This window comes from Rothia sp. P7181, from assembly GCF_048513015.1.
GTDB lineage: Bacteria > Actinomycetota > Actinomycetes > Actinomycetales > Micrococcaceae > Rothia.
Window position 1 is genome coordinate 74,675 of the sequence record NZ_JBLXXZ010000008.1, and the last position, 16,479, is coordinate 91,153.

Genomic DNA, 16,479 nt, shown 5'->3' on the forward strand with positions numbered 1-16,479 from the left:
CGGTCATAGTTCAATAGTGACACAAACCTCCCTATAGTGAAAGTGGATAAGTTAACCAAGTCAGATATTTCGCTCTCCTGCGCGAGCGAACACGGTAGCTCCACAACCACCTTGGTAAGCCACCCACGAAATCCTTTTCAAGGTTTCCTCAACCCAGTTCAAACTCTGCCCTTCGATCAGAACCACGGTTGCTTTAGTATCCCCCGGTTTGTCTTTACGTAGCACTACTCCTTGAGCTTCGCTAGACATGATTTCTCGGACTGTCTCAGCGCTTAGGTATCTGTGTTCAGTCAAGGCAACCTCTACTGCCTTCTGGCTCATTGGGGGCGTACCGTTGACCGACAAGGCCCACCGCGCGCCTATCGAGTTCGCTAGAGGCGTTGCCGAGCTTTTGTGCCGTGCTTGTAACGGCGACCCGGCAGTAAATGCCTTGACCCCCTCAAAATGCCGTAACCCGCTCTATGTGGGCGCTGGGGTGGTTTACCCGGCTTTGATTGTTCCACCGTATGGCCTCGGGGGGGGTGCTTAGAGCCCTTCTGAGGGCTTCTGAGCCACTGGGAGCTACGAAACCTGTCCTAGCCTGTCTGGGGTGAGCTGGTGGAGTGTCAGCGCAATGAGATGATTTTTCATACCATCGGGCACACGGCCTAATTTCGGGAGCTTAATCAGGGTATTACGATCTCCTCCCCCGAGCGGGTGGCCCCAGCCATCTTCCAAATGCCGCACCTCTACCCTTTGCGTCCGGCCCTCACTTCAACTAGAATGTGCCCTACATCATATCGAATGGTACATGTTACTTTTTGACGTACTAAGGATTCCCCATGAAAAGTATCGGAAAGAAATTTCTCGCTCTAGGGATTGGCGCAACTCTTGCACTCGGGCTCTCTCCGGCTGCATTTGCTAGTGAATCTCTTTCGCCTTCTGCAAGCTATAGCCAGAGTAATCAGGTTGTTTCTGCAGAAACTCAAATTGAGCAAGCATTCGAACTGATTTTTACTGAATTTGTGCTTCAGGATGCTAATGGTCTGTACGTAGTTGATCAAGCTGCTGTTGTATCATCAGGATATTCCGATAATTCGCAGCTATTCCATAATCTTGCTGCTGCAATTAATGCTTCTGAGGTGCAAACATCCATCTCTCACTTTTCATTTGACAGAAACGCAGCGCCACAGGGCGCAGCAGAGTTTGCTAAATGTATGGTGCAAGGGGCTTTGGGTATTCCTGTGACAGCATTTGCTGCAGGTACCTGGAGTTCAATTGTTACTGCGATTAAGGCAGCGAAATATGGTTTGGCTGCTAGTACAATTGTTCGAGCCTTGGGGCCGGCCTTTGTCTCGACTGCTGGTAAAACTATTGGAGGTCCTGTCGTTATTGCAGCAAACCTTGGATGGGCCGCCTTTACCTGTCGGGGGCATTTATCATAAGCTTATGATTCGAATTTTGAGGAGTTGCAAAAGCTATGAATAGTAAGAAATCTATAGTGTTCCGAGTATTGTTTTTATACCTCTTGACGATCACGATTTTTGTTGTGTTTGGCTTAGTTCTTGGGGGTATCGTTGGGGGCACTATGTCGCCTTTTAGAGATTCAGTTTCAGCTGGATTTTTTGGATTTTTTATGGCTACTGTACTGGCTTTTACGACGTTACGAAAAGAAATCTGGCAGCAAAAATAATAAAAATTATTTTCTTTATAGCCAGCCTATTGGTTAGGAACTAATGTAGCTTGCTGAACCCGTACAGAACCCCGTCAACATATCTTTACCCCCCTGCCCCCTTGAGTTTCCGGAGTGCTTAGACCCTTCCCAGTCGACACCACACATCCTCTTCGTCCCTCATCTGGTGTGTAGTGTCGGCTGGCTGAGTTGTGCGCTGGAACGGCCAAGGGGACACCGGTGCGGAGTTGAGATTAGAAGGAAACAGTAGGTGCTACACAGATTAAATCCATATCAAAACCAGATAGGAGCCCAAAAGTATCTAACCGCAGGCCCAAAGCACAAGACGCTAAGAGAAGAAATCTCATCCCCGCCGAGGTCCCCTCACCAGGTGCCAGGGCCCTCCGAGACACCTGCCCACGCGCTGCATCCTCACTGCCTCCTGCCGCTACCGACCGTGAAATTCCCCGAAAACCCGGTGACAGCTTGCAAACTGTCAAGTGGCTTTTGGAACTAAAACCAAAAGGTGTAATTCCTGGAAGGTGCTACCGTTTTTCTTTCTTACCCCGAAGATCTAGCCACAGCAGGTAAACCCAGCATCCAGAAACTAAGACCAACCAGAGGGCAAAAGGACTCTTACGACGAGTAGGGGTGACCAGGCAAGTATGCAGGCTCAGGTATGAAAAAAGTACACAGAAAAATGCAACACACCTGTGGCATTGAAATGCGTTGCACTGTATTTTTACTCCGTTTCTGATTTCCGTAAGTCAACGCCTAAAATCCAGAAACTAGGGTAATTCTGAGGCACTCAGAGAGACCTCCGAACACATCCGCACCAACTGCCCCTTCTGGGCAGCAGATAACTTTGCAGGACGGCCAGGACCGGCCCCTTTCTTGCCTCCGTTCTTTGCTTTCATGGCAGCAAGTCCTGCCCGGGCGCGCTCTGAGATCAGGTTAGATTCCATCTCAGCCAGCGAAGCGATGATGTGGAACATCATTTTTCCTACCGGGGTGCTGGTGTCGATTCCTTCGGTCAAAGAGTGGAAGTGGATATTGTGCGCTTCGAGATGTTCAAGCAGTTGGCAGAGGCCTTTGACGTTGCGGCCTAGGCGGTCGAGTTTCCAGACCATGAGGGTGTCTCCTGGGCGCAGAGCTTTGAGGCAGGCTGTGAGTTGTGGTCTTGCCATGGTGCGGCCTGTGAGCTCGGTGTCTGAGTAGATGTGGTAGCAGCCTGCTTGGGTGAGGGCTTGGTGTTGGAGTTGGGGGGGATTGGTCTGTGGTGGAGACTCGGGCGTAGCCGATGGTGGTGTGGTTGGTGGTCATGGTTTGAGGGTATCGAAACCGGTGGATGAAAATATTGGGAGGAAAAGGGAGTGAAGTTAACAGAGAATGGGAATGTAGTTATTCCTTATGCTAAAGTATCTCTGACGTGATGAAAGTCTCAAACTCTTAGGAGCATAGATGAAAAATTTTCGTTCCCACAAGCTAATTGCAGTCATTGCTTCAGCCCTTGCTCTCATCGTCGGTGCAGGAGTTGACTCTCCAGCTACAAGCCCAGTTGCTAATCAGTCTCCTGCTGCATACTCAGAATCACAGCAGAACCCAATGACTTGGGGAAGTGTAATTAGAATTGTAACGACTAAGACTGCCTGCGAGAATCTCCGTCGAGTGATGCCTAACCCTTCAGGCCTGAAATGTGTTAAGGCTGGGTAATTGTCCCTCGATAAAATGGATAACGTATTACTAGATTGGGAAAATAGAATAAAATCGGACACTTTTTGCCCTATTATAAAAAAATATTTCCCCAAATTTACAGATACTTCATACGATGGTTTAAAAGATCTCGAAATTTTTATCCTAGAATCTTATAAATCCCCCCAAGAAGTACCCGATGATTTAAAAGAGAGTATTGAAGCATACATATCCAAAGGTTTGATAGATAGATATAAAGGATCTTTTGTAGATGTCTCTCAAAAAATACCAGATTCTAAATCAATGGTAGCGATATCATATGAGGATCTTGATCATATGGATGTCTGTTCAACTTTGATGAACATCCCTTTTATTCTGAAAACCGGTGAATATTGGGTTTCTTTATTTGAAACAAACAATGCAATACTCGAATCCAAAAAACAGTAAACTTCATACAGTCAGGCTATTTTTAGTTTACTTGCCGGCAGCTGTTCTATCTATACTGGTAGGTTTTATAGCTGCCGGCTGGATTCTTCCCACATCTACCACCCTTGCAACGACTAACTACTACCTGGCAGAAGATTATAAGATACCAGTTCTTGCTTTCTCATTTTCTTTCCCTGCGCTTTTGTTAATCATGGTTCATGACTAGAATCGATTACATAAAGAAACAAGATCCATCGCAAATAAATATAAGCAAATTAAAAATATCTTTTATATTGCTTTTCAGTATTATATGCAGCATCATTCTGACCGCTTTTCCAAAACTATTAACAGGCATCCCAATACAAGGCAAGATTGTCGGCCAAGATATTCTTTGGATTTTTCTTACAATATTTCAAGTTTCTTCAGAGGAAATTTTTTTAGAGGTATCCTTATAGAAATTCTTAAATCTATAAAATTACCTCTTTTTATTTTAATATTCATCAGCTCTATACTTTTTACGGTTGGTCATACGAGTGTTTCCAACGGATTTATTTTTGCGTTTATCTTTGGGTTAGCAAATTCTCTCTTGTATTTAAAGTTTGGTATACATCTACCGATATTGATACATATTTATTATTAATATTTATAGTTCCTCTAATCTGGGGTTACGAAGATATTTTGTATTTAGTATTTGGAATTATAATATCATCCACACTCATAAGTTTTTCCCTATGCAGTAAATACAAGATTTTATCTTCACACAAAGATTCTTTATAAAGTTATAGAGGCTTATTCATAAGGGTGGCCACCCCAAACCCTCAAAAAATAGAAAAAGACCGGTTTCGGTACGGGAATAACGAGCAACCAACACCCCCGAAAAACCCATACCGAAAACCTGCACCGAAAAGGCTCACCGGCAAACACACCAGGGAGCCTTTTCGATACCCTCAGACCATGACCACCCACCACACCACCATCGGCTACGCCCGAGTCTCCACCACAGACCAATCCCCCCCGCCCCAATTCCAACACCAAGCCCTCATCAAAGGTTGACTTGCGTAAGCCAGGAACAGAGTAAAAATACGCCCTAGTACTTTTCAATGCCAGACGTGTGTATGAAAAAAGTTCCTGTAGATCGGGGCAGAGTTGTTGGGTGGGCTGGTTGGTTCTGTATCTGTTGTGTGCCTGGTGTTTCTGAGCTGTTGCTGTCTTGTCTTCTGTGTTGTCCTAGCTCTCTGTAGAGCTCGGTTCTTTCCCCTGAGGGCATGCCTATACATCCGGCCATGAAGGACCCTGTGCTCAACTGTCGCATTTGCGACAGTAACCCTGGCCAATAAATCCCTGACTCTGGAAGCTCGTAGCCTGTTTTAGTAGCTGGTTTTCTTGTTACACCTCTTGCATTCAATGAGCCAGGAAAGTTGTATTTTGAGTGGCTCAAAAGAGTGAGAGCGCCTAAATACCGGGCGGAGCAAGCTATACATTTACGTTACGTAAACGGCTTTTTGCATGGCGAAAGCCCCGCACTAGGAGCAGGCGGGGCTTTGTGGAGTGCTTTTAGGCGACCTTGGGGGGGGACTGGTCTTGTTCTTCGTCTCGTTCCCTGCGAGCACGTCGTGCTCTTTGTTGGACGGTGCTGGTGGATAGCCCGAAGTGTTTAGCGGTTTGGCTCCATGAATATCCTTCATCGTCATGGTAAGCACGTATGGCTTCGAGTTCTTGGGCTTTCTGCTCTATCCACTGCTTACGTGTCCGGGGAGTATACCGAATGATGGTACCTCTAGAAAGCCCTGATTTTTGAGCTAACTCAGCTATAGAGAGTCCCTTACGGTCTAAACGTTTTGGCTTACCGGTCATTGATTACCTCCGTAAGTTTCTTGAGAATCGAGGCTTTTCTCAAAAATTCTAAATCGTTGAAGGTGGAAGCTTCACCTGTGAGGCTGTTTTGTTCCTTGTTGAAAGGCTGATAGGTGTTGAACTTTCTGGAAAGCGTGCGGAGCTCCCCTATCTCATGGGCGATGCTATCCAGATAAGAGGTAATCTCTGAGCAATTTATATTTTTTATGTGAGACTCGTTTATTTCCTCTATTTTAGAACTTATGTTATGCCATCGTTGGTAGCTATTATCAAGGAAAGTTTTATCATGCAGTTCAGGTAATACATTTTTAAAACCTTGATATAAAGATATAAAAGTTTTTAATTCTTGGAATATGTTTTTGTGTTGCTCTGGAAGTTGTATTGTTCTCATACTTTTATATCGGTTATAAACTTCATTTAGTTTTTCCCATAGAGTATGGTTTTTAAATGTTTCTTTATTCATGTCTTTTGTTTTCGTGTAGCTAGAGAATTATTACTAATATCATATCAATAGTTTTTATTTTATGCTGCGGAACCGAATGGAAATCCGGCACTCTTACTTAGAGTACTTAGAGTACTTAGAGCGGTAAACGTTAAGGAGCTGTGAGATATATGATTTCAGTTCATCTAGCTTCTTTTGCTGAGGATGGTTCTTCTCTGCTTCGGTGGAAAGTCGAGTGTTTTCTGCTCGCAACATGTTGATGTTGCTCTGCAACTTTTTCTGCCGATCAGTTGCTCTTACTTATACCTGTTGCAAGTTGCAAAGGTGCTTCTCTTTTTCTTCTGCAACCTCTGTTTCTAGGCTTGCAACTTTCTTGCTAAGAACTCGATTCAAGTTTTGCTTAGATTGCAATTTCTTCTGCAACTGCAAATTTTCTTTTTGCAGTTGCATAACCTTCTTGCGAAGATGCTCAGCTTCTTCTTCAGAAGTAATTGCGTTGTTGATAGGCTTCTGGTTTTTTCGTCTTATTGAGGCTTTAGTTTTGCACGAGTCTGAGCAGTAGATGCGTAGAGGGTCGGCTTCTGTCGAGATTTTTTAGAGCACACGGGGCAGTATTTTGTGTTTTCGTCCATGCTTTGTATTGACGGTTTTGAGGTCTGCTGTAAGTCAAAGGGGTTAAAGATTTTTAACGGGTTGCACCTCGGTGCCAGACGTGTGTAAGTAAATTGGGTTTTATTTTTGGGTGGGGGGGGGTGCTGGTTTGGTTCTGTTGCAGAGGGTTCTGTTGCAGGAGACTGCATGGCTACTGTTTCTTTTGCAACAGAGCAACAAAAAAGGGATACCCTGCTAATGCAGAATATCCCTAAGTAAATCTTCCTATGATAAAAATGTTCTAGATCGTTGACGAACAGAAAAAATAAAATATTTTTATCATCTAATAACTAATCTTTTCAATCATTCTTTACCCTTCCATCACCGAACGGGCAATGCCAAAACATTTACCCATTTATCCTCAATAGAAATAAACGGGGTGACTTCAGATAAATAAAGTCACCCCGTCCTAGAAGATTAACGGTATATTTTTGAACGGTGTCCTATATCCAAGGCAAGGATTAAAAAAATGACCTTGGTTGACATCAATAATGATTCGATAATCACCAACACGATAACGCCAAAACCCTAAGCATTTTGCAGTTAGTGATTTGCAATGTTTATTTGGCTCATCAAAAGCAGAAAGTTTTTCTCACTCTTCGACGATTTGCTTTGCTATTTGCCGGTCAAGCTTTTTATGTGCTTACGTGAGTTTTCAGTAAATTCAACACTCCAACTCATAGATCTAATTCAGCTTTGATGCTATCAAGGGAGTATGTTTTAGCTTTTCCAGAACGTGCTTGCTCCGCGTCTTGGCGAAGCCCATAGGCGTGCTCAAGTTCTCCGAGGTGCTCTTCCAGAAGGGAATTGATATAGAAGGAAACGGTTCGGTTAGTTTCTTTGGATAGGCCTGCTAAGCGTTCTTGAACGTCTGGGGTTGTTCGGAAGGTTATTACTTTTTTGGAAGGTACTTGTGTACGCATAAGAGCAGTGTATTACACTGCATACAATACGTTTTCTTTCTTATAGCCAACAATAGGCAGGTTTGTATATCCAAAATTTTCATAGAATGTTAGGAATATTTTGGTATGTCGTCGAGACTCCCGTTAATACTCTGTCAGCTCAAAGAACGTTTGAGTATTCTCGCTCAGACCACCGAACACCCCGTCGCTTTTTATGTCAAAAAAGCGTTGGAACAAAAAATCTCAGAACTAGAACACGCTCACGAGCTACATGCCCGCGCTCAGGCGATACGTGAAGGTAATGCACGTGTATATACCCTTGACGAAGCTCGAAAAGAGCTAGGCCTATAAAACGTGGCTACTTGGAATGTTTACCTCGATGAGGGCTTTATGAAAGACCTCAAAAAACTAGATAAACCGGTTGGGCACCGTGCGATTGATACCCTGAGCGGCTTTCAAGTTTTCGATACTCCATAAGCGCATTGTAAGGCTCTGACAGGCGAATATGCTGGTCTCTGGCGGTATCGTGTAGGTAATTACAGGGCGATTATCGACTTTGATTCAACCCGCGTGGTGATTATCGCTCTTGAGGTTGGACACCGTTCAAAGGTTTACCGATGAAGCGGTCAAAGAGAAAATCTGACTTTGTAAAAACGGCTCTTGGACACTCGGAATCACTCCTGGCATTATTACTAATCCTGATGGTAGCCGTGAATCTTTTATCCCCTCTGGAAAGCTCGCTCGTGCTGCGCTGTTGTATGTCACTACTGAAGCTGTGAAAACGGGTTCTCCTCGGATTGAATTAGCGAAAAGCTATCGAGGGTTCATGTCTGATTTAGGTATCAAAGGGGATAGCAAAACTGCGCGCGAGGCTGTCCGTCAGCTACGTGCAGTCCTTTCTATGAGCATCCAACTCTCGACCATCGTCGAAGACGGCGAAGGCGGTCACGTCGTCACTGAGCTTGAAATGAAAGTTGGCAGCGGGCGTGAAATCCATTTTGATGCAAACGCTGATGTTAAAGAGCGTGAATCACATCTTCTGCTCTCCCAAGAGTTCACAAAGGACTCTTCTGCGTGATTTATCGTAGGGGTGGTACGCTGAGGGTGATATTTCTAGGTGTTCTTGTCTTCACCTTTTAGAATGTCTAGAGACATGACCGGTAATTTCCGTTGTTTAAGGAGCAATTATGGACGTTAAATTTGGTATTAGAAATATGCCTCGCGAAGTAGTTATCGAGTCCGATAAAGACCCTGTTGAATTGCGTCAGCTCATTGCACGCGCCATGGATAAAGGTGAGGTTCTAGAGCTAGAAGACGATAAGGGTAACGTTGTATTGATTCCTGGAGATAAAATCGGTTTCGTTGAAATTGGTTCAGAGACAAAGCGTCGCGTCGGCTTTAATTTCTCAGCATAATATGCCGTTGATATAAACGGTGTAGACGATAGTGGAGGGCCTATATTTTTAGGCTCTCCACTTTTTTCTCTTCAGCTTTGTTAGAATGGCTAAGATAAGACGGTTGTCCGGTCGTTATCCACCAGTAATGTTTAGTAGTGTCACCTGCTGAGATAAGGTGACTTGTTCTCTCACGATCGGCGTACCTCCATAGTTGCGCTTTTGCGCCTTTTCTACAGGAAACACATACGTGAACCAAGACCCCAAGACTTTTGCCGATTACGGACTACGCGAAGATATTTGCCAAGCTTTAGCTGAACGTTCCATCATTCATCCGTTCCCTATTCAGTCTCTCACGTTGCCTGTTGCTCTCGCCGGCAATGACATCATCGGGCAGGCGCAAACAGGTACCGGCAAAACTCTAGGTTTTGGTCTGCCCGCAATTCAACGAGTCATCGGCCCCGAAGATCCCCGTTGGGATTCGTTACGCTCCCCGGGCTCCCCTCAAGCGCTAATTATTGTTCCAACTCGTGAGCTTGCTGTTCAAGTAGGTGACGATCTCTCTGCTGCGGCAGCAGGTGCGGGAGTTCGTGTTGTGACGTTATACGGTGGTGTTCCGTATGAACAGCAGGTTAAACTTCTTGACCGCGGAGTTGAGATTATTGTTGGTACGCCCGGCCGACTCATTGATTTACAACGCCAGCAGAAGATGAATCTTTCGCAGGTAAAAATTGTGGTTCTTGATGAAGCCGATGAGATGCTTGATTTAGGGTTCTTACCCGATGTTGAAAAAATTCTTGCAAGTTTGCCCGAGATTCGTCAGAGCATGCTTTTCTCGGCAACCATGCCTGGGCCTGTGCTGACCATGGCACGCCGTTATATGCGTAAACCAATGCATATTCAAGCGCAGTCTTCCGAAGATGAGTCGTTGACAAAGGCGTCTATCCGTCAAGTTATTTATCGTGCTCATCCTCTCGACAAAGATGAGTTAGTGGGTCGAGTTCTGCGCGCCAATGGGCGAGGACGTACCATTATCTTCACCAAAACAAAACGCTCTGCAGCAAAGCTTTCTGATGAGTTACAGAATCGTGGTTTCCGTGCGGGTGCTCTTCACGGCGATTTGCCTCAGGTAGCACGCGAAAAAGCATTACAAGCGTTTCGTGATAATACCGTTGATGTCCTTGTCGCTACAGATGTAGCAGCCCGAGGTATTGATGTTGATGACGTCACTCACGTGATTAATTTTCAGTGCCCCGACGACGAAAAAACCTATGTACACCGTGTGGGTCGTACAGGCCGTGCCGGTCATACTGGTACCGCAATTACTCTTGTTGATTGGGAAGATATCCCTCGTTGGTCTCTCATTAACAAAGCATTAGAGTTGGGTGTCCCAGAGCCTGTAGAAACGTATTCTTCTTCTGAGCATCTTTTCCGTGACCTTGATATTCCTGAAGGCACTCGAGGTAAGATGCCTCATGCTCAGCCTAAGGATTCTGATGCTTCTGCTCAACGTTCACCGCGCAGAGGCGAGCGCCGCTCAGAACGTTCTTCCTCTTCTTCTCGTCGTTCGCAGAATAATGGGCAAAGGCAGCGTCGCCCTCGCCGTCAAGAGCATGATAATACGCGTTCAGACTCCCCCGTTGTGGAGAAAGATGCTTCTGGTCGTTCACGACGTCGTACCCGGGTAGAGGGCGAGCAGGCTCCGCGTCGTCGTCGGCGCAAACGTATCGTTAATGATGGTGATTCACAAGACTAGCCTGTATTGATTGGGGCGGTGTTCTTAACCCAAGGGGTTATGGGCACCGCCTTTTATATTGTTTGGGTGTGTTGAGGTGGGGTGTTCTTCTGGTGGTTCTGCCGGATGATTTCTTTGATACGTTCGACGGTTTGGGCTGGTGTGGTGTTTTCTGCTAGTCGGTTAGGCTTTCCGGCGCCGTGGTAATCGCTAGAGCCAGTTATGATGAGGTCATATTTTTGGGCAAGTTTTTTGAGCCAGTTGCGGTCTTCTTCGTTGTTGTCTCGATGATAGATTTCAAGTCCGCTTAGTCCGGCCTCAATCATCTGTTCTATGAGCTCTGCAGAGGCAACTTGTCCGCGGATACGAGCACGGGGGTGTGCCATGATGGGTACTCCTCCGGCAGCTTTAACCATGGTGACGGCGTCAACGGGGTGTACGGCACGGTACGGAACATAATATGCTGAGTGGTCTGCCAGTAATCCGGAGAAGGCTTCGCTGCGGGTTTTGATAATGTTTGCGTTCACGAGGGCGTCTGCAATGTGGGGTCTGCCGATAGTTGCTCCTGATGATGCTTGAGCTAAGACGTCTTCCCATGTGATGGGGTATGTTTCAGAGAGTTTTTGAACGATTCTTTGAGCTCGTGTCCGGCGAGAGGTGCGAGCCTGCGTAATATGTTTGTTCAGGACGCTATCGTTTTGTTGATGTCCGTAGCTTAGTAGGTGTACGCTAAGCGGGCCGATAGCGCACGAGATTTCCATACCTGGTAAGAAGTCTAGTCCCCAGTCGTCAGCATATTTTTGTGCACTTTGCCACCCTGCGGTAGTGTCGTGATCAGTGAGGGAAAAACCTGTTAATCCGCAGTGAGCAATTTCGGCGACGAGTTCTTGTACGCTCTGTGTACCGTCTGATAGTACCGAATGAGTATGCAAATCATATGACATATTTCTATCTTAGGTTGCTTGTCTATGACAAAGATAGGTGTATAGATACCTCTGAACGTATTAGAGTTGTATCTATGGTTACTGATGAACATAAATCTTCTGATATGACAGATGAACAGCCCCTTGAGCAAAGAGTGAATAATCGCTCTCAGCCTCCCCAGTCTGAAGCTTTTATTGAGTTTATGGCCTCATATTGGGCGCCCGATGAAACACCATTACCTGAACGTGCAGAAGTAGCAGATTATGCGGCTGAACGTCGCGCCCGTATTTCACGCCTTTTCCCTGGTGAGCGTCTTGTGATTCCTGCTGGTGCTTTTAAAGTGCGTTCTAATGATACCGATTACCGGTTCCGTCCTCATTCTGCCTTTGCGCACCAAACGGGTCTTGGGCTAGACCAAGAGCCTGATGCTGTACTCGTTTTTGAACCAGTTGAGCAAAACCACGGAGATAACGGTTCGCATCACGAGGTGACGCTTTATTTCCGGCCTCTTGCTGGACGAGATAGCGCACAGTTCTATGCTGATCCTCGCTATGGTGAATTCTGGGTTGGTCCACGCCCTACCCTCGCAGCGGTGGAAGCAGAGTACGGTATCCGTACCGCGGACCTTTCGGAGTTAGAAGTCGCTATCACGAAGAATGCTGGTAGTCAGGCGCTTGGCGGTATTAATATCCGTCTTGTGCGTAACGTCGACTTAAATATTGACGCACTCGTTGATACCTCTCGTTATAACACTGGGGTGGATTTAGAGAAAGCTGACCAGACCGATGCTCTTTTGACAGAGGCTCTTTCTGAGGCGCGTCTTGTTAAAGATGAGGTGGAGGTCAAAAATCTTCGTCGTTCTGTACAGCACACTATTGAGGGCTTTGAGAATGTGGTTCGTGCTCTGCCTCGGGCGGTAGGCCATCATCGTGGTGAGCGTGTAGTTGAGGGTGCTTTCTTTGCAAAAGCACGTGAAGAAGGCAACGATCTTGGCTATGACACTATTGCGGCGTGTGGAAATAATGCCACTATTTTGCATTGGATTCGTAATAATGGTTCGGTTGATGAGGGAAAGCTGATTCTTGTTGATGCTGGCGTAGAAGATGACACTCTATATACTGCTGACATCACTCGAACGCTACCAGTGAGCGGGCGTTTTACTGAAGTGCAAGCAAAGATTTATCAGGCGGTTCTTGACGCTGCTGATGCGGCTTTTGAAGTAGCTGTTCCTGGTCGCCGGTTCCGTGAGGTTCATGAGGCGGCTACTGCTGTCTTAGCAGAGCGTCTTGAACAGTGGGGTTTGCTTCCTGTATCGGCAGAGGTTGCTTTGTCAGAGCAGGGAGGTCAGCATCGTCGTTGGATGCCTCATGGGACAAGCCACCATTTAGGTCTTGATGTTCACGATTGCGCTCAGGCCAAACGTGAGCTGTATCTTGATGGTGTCATTGAGCCGGGTATGGTGTTCACGATTGAGCCAGGGTTGTATTTCAAGGAAGAGGACTTAGCTATTAGTGAAGAATACCGTGGTATTGGTATTCGTTTAGAAGACGATATTCTCATCACTGAAGATGGTCCGGTGAATCTTTCAGCAGATCTTCCACGTACTGTTGCTGAGATTGAACAGTGGATGGATTCTTTGCGTTCATAGCAGAGGATTATGCCAACGGGGTGTGGGGTGTTCACCAGATATGGTGAACACCCCACACCCCGTTTTATGGTGATGGACAGTTGTTCCTCAGCTTTTCAACTCACCAGTTCAGATGATTCTGGTAGTTATTCTTGAGTACCAGCACTGTTGTTGTGAGGTTTGGTGTTAGAAGGTTGCGGTTGAGGTGGCGTTGACTGCCCCGGCTGACGGATTGCTTCTTGAAATTGTTCAGGGTTTTCGATGCGGATTCCATAGCGTCCAGTTCGTTGTTGGGAACGAATTTGTTCAATGCGTTCGTTAGGTTCTGGTGCTGGTGGTTCTTGCCGAATCGTTTGTGCGTATTCCTCAGGGTCTTCTATTCTCAAACCAAATTTTGATGAAGATTCTTTTTGAGGGCTGTTAACGGTGGGAGAAGGAAACGGCTCAGCCGTTTTTTGTGGAGGAAGGGTGTTTCCATCAAAGCTCTGTGGTGGTGTGGGCGGGCTAAAAGGTACAGGGCCTTCTGGTGCCATTGGTGTAGGTTGAGGGCCTCCGAGGATATGTTGAGCTTGTCCTGCGGTGCTGGGGTGAGCCATCAGAATATATTTTTGAGGAACTAATTGTGCTCGGGTTTGGAAGTTTCCTTGTTTATTGCTTCGAGAATAAGACAGAACACCAAAAATCATCCATACAGCGATACCTAATGGGATGGAAGATAATAGGTTAGCGGCGAAGTTTCCGTTACTCAATAATGCAGTAGCAAGACCGATGAAGGCACCAAAAAAAGCACCTTGAGCGGCAGAAGCTAAAGCAACTTTCGGATAAGAGAGTTTGTTACCAAGAAACTCGATTTGTTTCAGCCCTTCTCCTTGAATGAATAAGGTTCGTAGCGGGAAGTTGGCGTTGTTGAGGGTGTTGAGTGCTTGGTTGAGTTGCTGTCGGTTGCTGTATTCTCCAACGGGGATTCCTTCGGGAAGGTTATCTGTGTTCGAGAGAATTGCTGATATGTTTTGTTCGTCCATGCTCTATATTTTCGCGAAGGCACCTTAGTATTTCCTGAAAAAACGGCGAGTATCGCAAGTGGCGAAAATTTTTCCCTACATGGTGTCGTATTCAGAGCTGTTTTGAACTAAAGATTATCCGTTTCTTGTCACAGATAGGCTATGGTCTCTTCAAAAATTGGTGAGAACGCGTAGTCTATTAAGGGTGAGTACAACACCAAATAAAATTTTTATTGCCCGCCTACTTGGTATGGACGTTTTTGACCCTATGGGTGACCGTCTTGGTCGTCTACGCGATGTTGTTGTGCTCAAACGAAGTTTTGGGCCTTTAGCCGTCGCCACAGGAAGTATCTCGCAACGTGGTAAAGAACCTATTGTTGTGGGTATTGTGATTGAAGTACTCGGCAAAAAACGTATTTTTGTGCCGATGACTCGTATCACCTCTATCGATTCTGCTCAGATTATTTGTACGGGACTTGTCAACCTTCGACGTTTCGAACAGCGCGGTTCTGAGGCGCTTGTGGTTGCAGAAATTTTTGACCGTAAAGTTCGTTTGACAGATGGTTCTGGAGAAGCAACTGTTGAAGACGTTGCAATGGAACAGCGACGTAACGGTGATTGGTTCATCTCAGAGCTATTCATCTCACGTATCCCAGAAAATGGTGGGCTACTACGTCGCCGAAAAGCTACCCTTGTTGTTGATTGGGATGAGGCGATTCTTTCAACTGATTTAGAACCTCAAGCAGCGACAACATTCGTTGCTAATCATGAACATGCTAATGCTGCAGACTTGGCAGACGCTATCCATGAGATGAACGATAAACGTATGGTTGAGGTAGCTCATGAATTGCACGATGATCGCCTTGCAGACGTTTTGCAAGAGCTACCTGAAGATGATCAGGTTGAGATTCTTTCGCATCTGGATGTTGAGCGTGCGGCTCAAGTTCTTGATGAGATGGAGCCAGACGATGCAGCTGACTTGCTCAATGAACTATCTGATGCGCAACGTGAACAGCTATTAGTTCTGATGGAGCCAGAAGAAGCAGAAGACGTTCGCCGTCTACTTGAGTATGAAGAGGGAACAGCCGGTTCGTTGATGAACCCGGTGCCTATTATTCTCTCCCCTGAGGCTTCTGTGGCTGAGGCTTTAGCACATATCCGACAAGAGGAGATTCCTCCGGCAATGGCTGCGGCAGTGCTCGTTGCTAGACCACCGTTAGAGACTCCTACGGGTAAATATTTGGGTATGGTGCATATGCAACAGCTGTTGAGGTATCCGCCCAGTGAGCAGGTCGGTAATCTTTTAGATTCTTCCATTGAGCCAGTCTCAGATATGACCAGTCTTGAAGAGATTTCTCGTGTATTAGCAACCTATGATTTGACTATTTTGCCAGTCGTTAATGAGTCACAGCGTCTTGTTGGGGCGGTGACTATTGATGACGTTCTAGATGCGCTCTTACCTGAGGACTGGAGAACATACGATGATGGCACACCCATTCGAAAGGTAGGTCGCCGTTTTGAGTGAGAAAAACCGCGAACGTCATAATGACCGTCTAGCAACTCCCCAAGCTGCTCGTCATCGTATCGCTACCGGGGGGAAGCCGAATCCTGACCGTTTTGGGCGTGCTACCGAAGCTATTGCTCGTTTTATGGGAACTCCACAATTTATTTTGTGGATGACCATTTTTTGTACGCTCTGGCTTGGGTGGAACACTCTAGCCCCAGATGAGTTACAGTTTGACCCTCGAGCCTTGAACTTTACTCTTTTGACGTTGGCGTTATCTTTACAGGCTTCTTATGCTGCTCCGTTGCTTCTGTTAGCGCAGAACCGTCAAGATGACCGTGACCGCGTGATTGCTGCTCAAGACCGTCAGCGAGATCAGCAAAATCTTGAAGAAACGCAGTACCTTACTCGTGAAATTGCGTCTTTGCGTATTGCTCTTCGTGAGGTGGCAACTCGTGATTATGTACGTAGTGAGTTGCGTGATGTGATGGAAGAACTTCAAAAATTGCAGCAGGCTCTAGATCGTTCAGAATCTCAGGGGTTAGAGAATAGCCCTGAAACGCAGTCTATGAAGATAGTGACGGAAGATATGAGCACTCCTAAACGACGTTTGTCTCAGATTAAAGTCAAAGATGTCGATGAGCTTTCGCAAGAACATGGCGAGTAGTCTTCTGTT

Annotated in this window: 19 protein-coding genes and 1 pseudogene; 13 read left to right on the plus strand and 7 right to left on the minus strand. The window is 46.1% G+C overall.

All coding sequences use genetic code 11. The features are described from left to right. Positions 1–60 precede the first annotated feature (60 nt). Positions 61–321 carry a hypothetical protein gene (locus tag ACN08Z_RS05440; RefSeq protein WP_419103565.1) on the minus strand — a complete coding sequence of 87 codons (261 nt, stop codon included), beginning with the start codon at positions 319–321 and terminating at the stop codon, positions 61–63. A 500-nt stretch (positions 322–821) separates the two neighbouring features. On the opposite strand from ACN08Z_RS05440, the gene ACN08Z_RS05445 reads away from it, so the two are divergent. Together ACN08Z_RS05445 and ACN08Z_RS05450 are read left to right on the plus strand one after the other, a co-directional pair. Then, entirely contained in the window at positions 822–1,424 is a 603-nt protein-coding gene (locus ACN08Z_RS05445) for a hypothetical protein (protein WP_419103566.1), read from the plus strand. A gap of 35 nt (positions 1,425–1,459) precedes the next feature. Next, on the plus strand, positions 1,460–1,672 hold the full coding sequence (locus tag ACN08Z_RS05450; RefSeq protein ID WP_419103567.1) for a hypothetical protein: 213 nt from the start codon (positions 1,460–1,462) through the stop codon (positions 1,670–1,672). Positions 1,673–2,439: 767 nt separating this feature from the next. On the opposite strand, the pseudogene ACN08Z_RS05455 reads toward ACN08Z_RS05450, so the two are convergent. Continuing rightward, positions 2,440–2,916: pseudogene (locus ACN08Z_RS05455) on the minus strand (recombinase family protein); the annotation flags it as partial. Between the two features lie 196 nt (positions 2,917–3,112). Here ACN08Z_RS05455 and ACN08Z_RS05460 point away from each other — a divergent pair. The 3 genes from ACN08Z_RS05460 (at position 3,113) to ACN08Z_RS05470 (ending at position 4,409) form a co-directional block, all read left to right on the plus strand. Next, positions 3,113–3,364, plus strand: coding sequence for a hypothetical protein (locus ACN08Z_RS05460; RefSeq protein WP_419103568.1), 252 nt, complete (start codon positions 3,113–3,115; stop codon positions 3,362–3,364). After that, positions 3,365–3,790, plus strand: coding sequence for a hypothetical protein (locus ACN08Z_RS05465; RefSeq protein ID WP_419103569.1), 426 nt, complete (start codon positions 3,365–3,367; stop codon positions 3,788–3,790). 289 nt (positions 3,791–4,079) lie between these two features. Beyond that, entirely contained in the window at positions 4,080–4,409 is a 330-nt protein-coding gene (locus tag ACN08Z_RS05470) for a lysostaphin resistance A-like protein (RefSeq protein WP_419103570.1), read from the plus strand. A 914-nt stretch (positions 4,410–5,323) separates the two neighbouring features. Here ACN08Z_RS05470 and ACN08Z_RS05475 read toward each other — a convergent pair. From ACN08Z_RS05475 to ACN08Z_RS05485, 3 genes are all read right to left on the minus strand, one after another. Next, on the minus strand, positions 5,324–5,623 hold the full coding sequence (locus ACN08Z_RS05475; protein WP_419103571.1) for a helix-turn-helix domain-containing protein: 300 nt from the start codon (positions 5,621–5,623) through the stop codon (positions 5,324–5,326). Further along, positions 5,613–6,086: a hypothetical protein gene (locus ACN08Z_RS05480; protein WP_419103572.1), complete on the minus strand. Its 474-nt coding sequence runs from the start codon at positions 6,084–6,086 to the stop codon at positions 5,613–5,615. Before ACN08Z_RS05480 ends, ACN08Z_RS05475 begins: the two co-directional genes overlap by 11 nt. Before the next feature lie 1,307 nt (positions 6,087–7,393). Beyond that, positions 7,394–7,639 carry a hypothetical protein gene (locus ACN08Z_RS05485; protein ID WP_419103573.1) on the minus strand — a complete coding sequence of 82 codons (246 nt, stop codon included), beginning with the start codon at positions 7,637–7,639 and terminating at the stop codon, positions 7,394–7,396. 105 nt (positions 7,640–7,744) lie between these two features. Between ACN08Z_RS05485 and ACN08Z_RS05490 the strand changes: the two genes are divergently transcribed. From ACN08Z_RS05490 to ACN08Z_RS05510, 5 genes are all read left to right on the plus strand, one after another. Beyond that, positions 7,745–7,969, plus strand: coding sequence for a hypothetical protein (locus tag ACN08Z_RS05490; RefSeq protein ID WP_419103574.1), 225 nt, complete (start codon positions 7,745–7,747; stop codon positions 7,967–7,969). Positions 7,970–8,110: 141 nt separating this feature from the next. Continuing rightward, positions 8,111–8,239, plus strand: coding sequence for a type II toxin-antitoxin system RelE family toxin (locus tag ACN08Z_RS05495; protein WP_419103601.1), 129 nt, complete (start codon positions 8,111–8,113; stop codon positions 8,237–8,239). Between the two features lie 205 nt (positions 8,240–8,444). After that, positions 8,445–8,696: a hypothetical protein gene (locus ACN08Z_RS05500; RefSeq protein ID WP_419103575.1), complete on the plus strand. Its 252-nt coding sequence runs from the start codon at positions 8,445–8,447 to the stop codon at positions 8,694–8,696. 109 nt (positions 8,697–8,805) lie between these two features. Then, positions 8,806–9,033 (plus strand): DUF3107 domain-containing protein, encoded by a 228-nt coding sequence (locus ACN08Z_RS05505; RefSeq protein ID WP_419101579.1) that lies wholly within the window; start codon positions 8,806–8,808, stop codon positions 9,031–9,033. A 229-nt stretch (positions 9,034–9,262) separates the two neighbouring features. After that, the gene (locus tag ACN08Z_RS05510; RefSeq protein WP_419103576.1) at positions 9,263–10,768 is read left to right on the plus strand and encodes a DEAD/DEAH box helicase; all 1,506 of its coding nucleotides are present in this window, start codon (positions 9,263–9,265) and stop codon (positions 10,766–10,768) included. Positions 10,769–10,821: 53 nt separating this feature from the next. On the opposite strand, the gene ACN08Z_RS05515 is transcribed toward ACN08Z_RS05510, so the two are convergent. After that, positions 10,822–11,691 (minus strand): PHP domain-containing protein, encoded by an 870-nt coding sequence (locus ACN08Z_RS05515; protein ID WP_419103577.1) that lies wholly within the window; start codon positions 11,689–11,691, stop codon positions 10,822–10,824. 104 nt (positions 11,692–11,795) lie between these two features. On the opposite strand from ACN08Z_RS05515, the gene ACN08Z_RS05520 reads away from it, so the two are divergent. Further along, on the plus strand, positions 11,796–13,319 hold the full coding sequence (locus ACN08Z_RS05520; RefSeq protein ID WP_419103602.1) for an aminopeptidase P family protein: 1,524 nt from the start codon (positions 11,796–11,798) through the stop codon (positions 13,317–13,319). Between the two features lie 125 nt (positions 13,320–13,444). Here the strand turns inward: ACN08Z_RS05520 and ACN08Z_RS05525 are convergent, their stop codons facing one another. Then, on the minus strand, positions 13,445–14,320 hold the full coding sequence (locus tag ACN08Z_RS05525) for a general stress protein (RefSeq protein ID WP_419103578.1): 876 nt from the start codon (positions 14,318–14,320) through the stop codon (positions 13,445–13,447). Positions 14,321–14,504: 184 nt separating this feature from the next. On the opposite strand from ACN08Z_RS05525, the gene ACN08Z_RS05530 reads away from it, so the two are divergent. Together ACN08Z_RS05530 and ACN08Z_RS05535 are read left to right on the plus strand one after the other, a co-directional pair. Beyond that, complete coding sequence (locus ACN08Z_RS05530) at positions 14,505–15,824, plus strand: magnesium transporter MgtE N-terminal domain-containing protein (RefSeq protein ID WP_419103579.1); 1,320 nt, start codon at positions 14,505–14,507, stop codon at positions 15,822–15,824. Next, the gene (locus ACN08Z_RS05535) at positions 15,817–16,470 is read left to right on the plus strand and encodes a DUF1003 domain-containing protein (RefSeq protein WP_419103580.1); all 654 of its coding nucleotides are present in this window, start codon (positions 15,817–15,819) and stop codon (positions 16,468–16,470) included. The genes ACN08Z_RS05530 and ACN08Z_RS05535 overlap by 8 nt, the downstream gene beginning before the upstream one ends. The last annotated feature ends 9 nt before the right edge of the window (positions 16,471–16,479 follow it).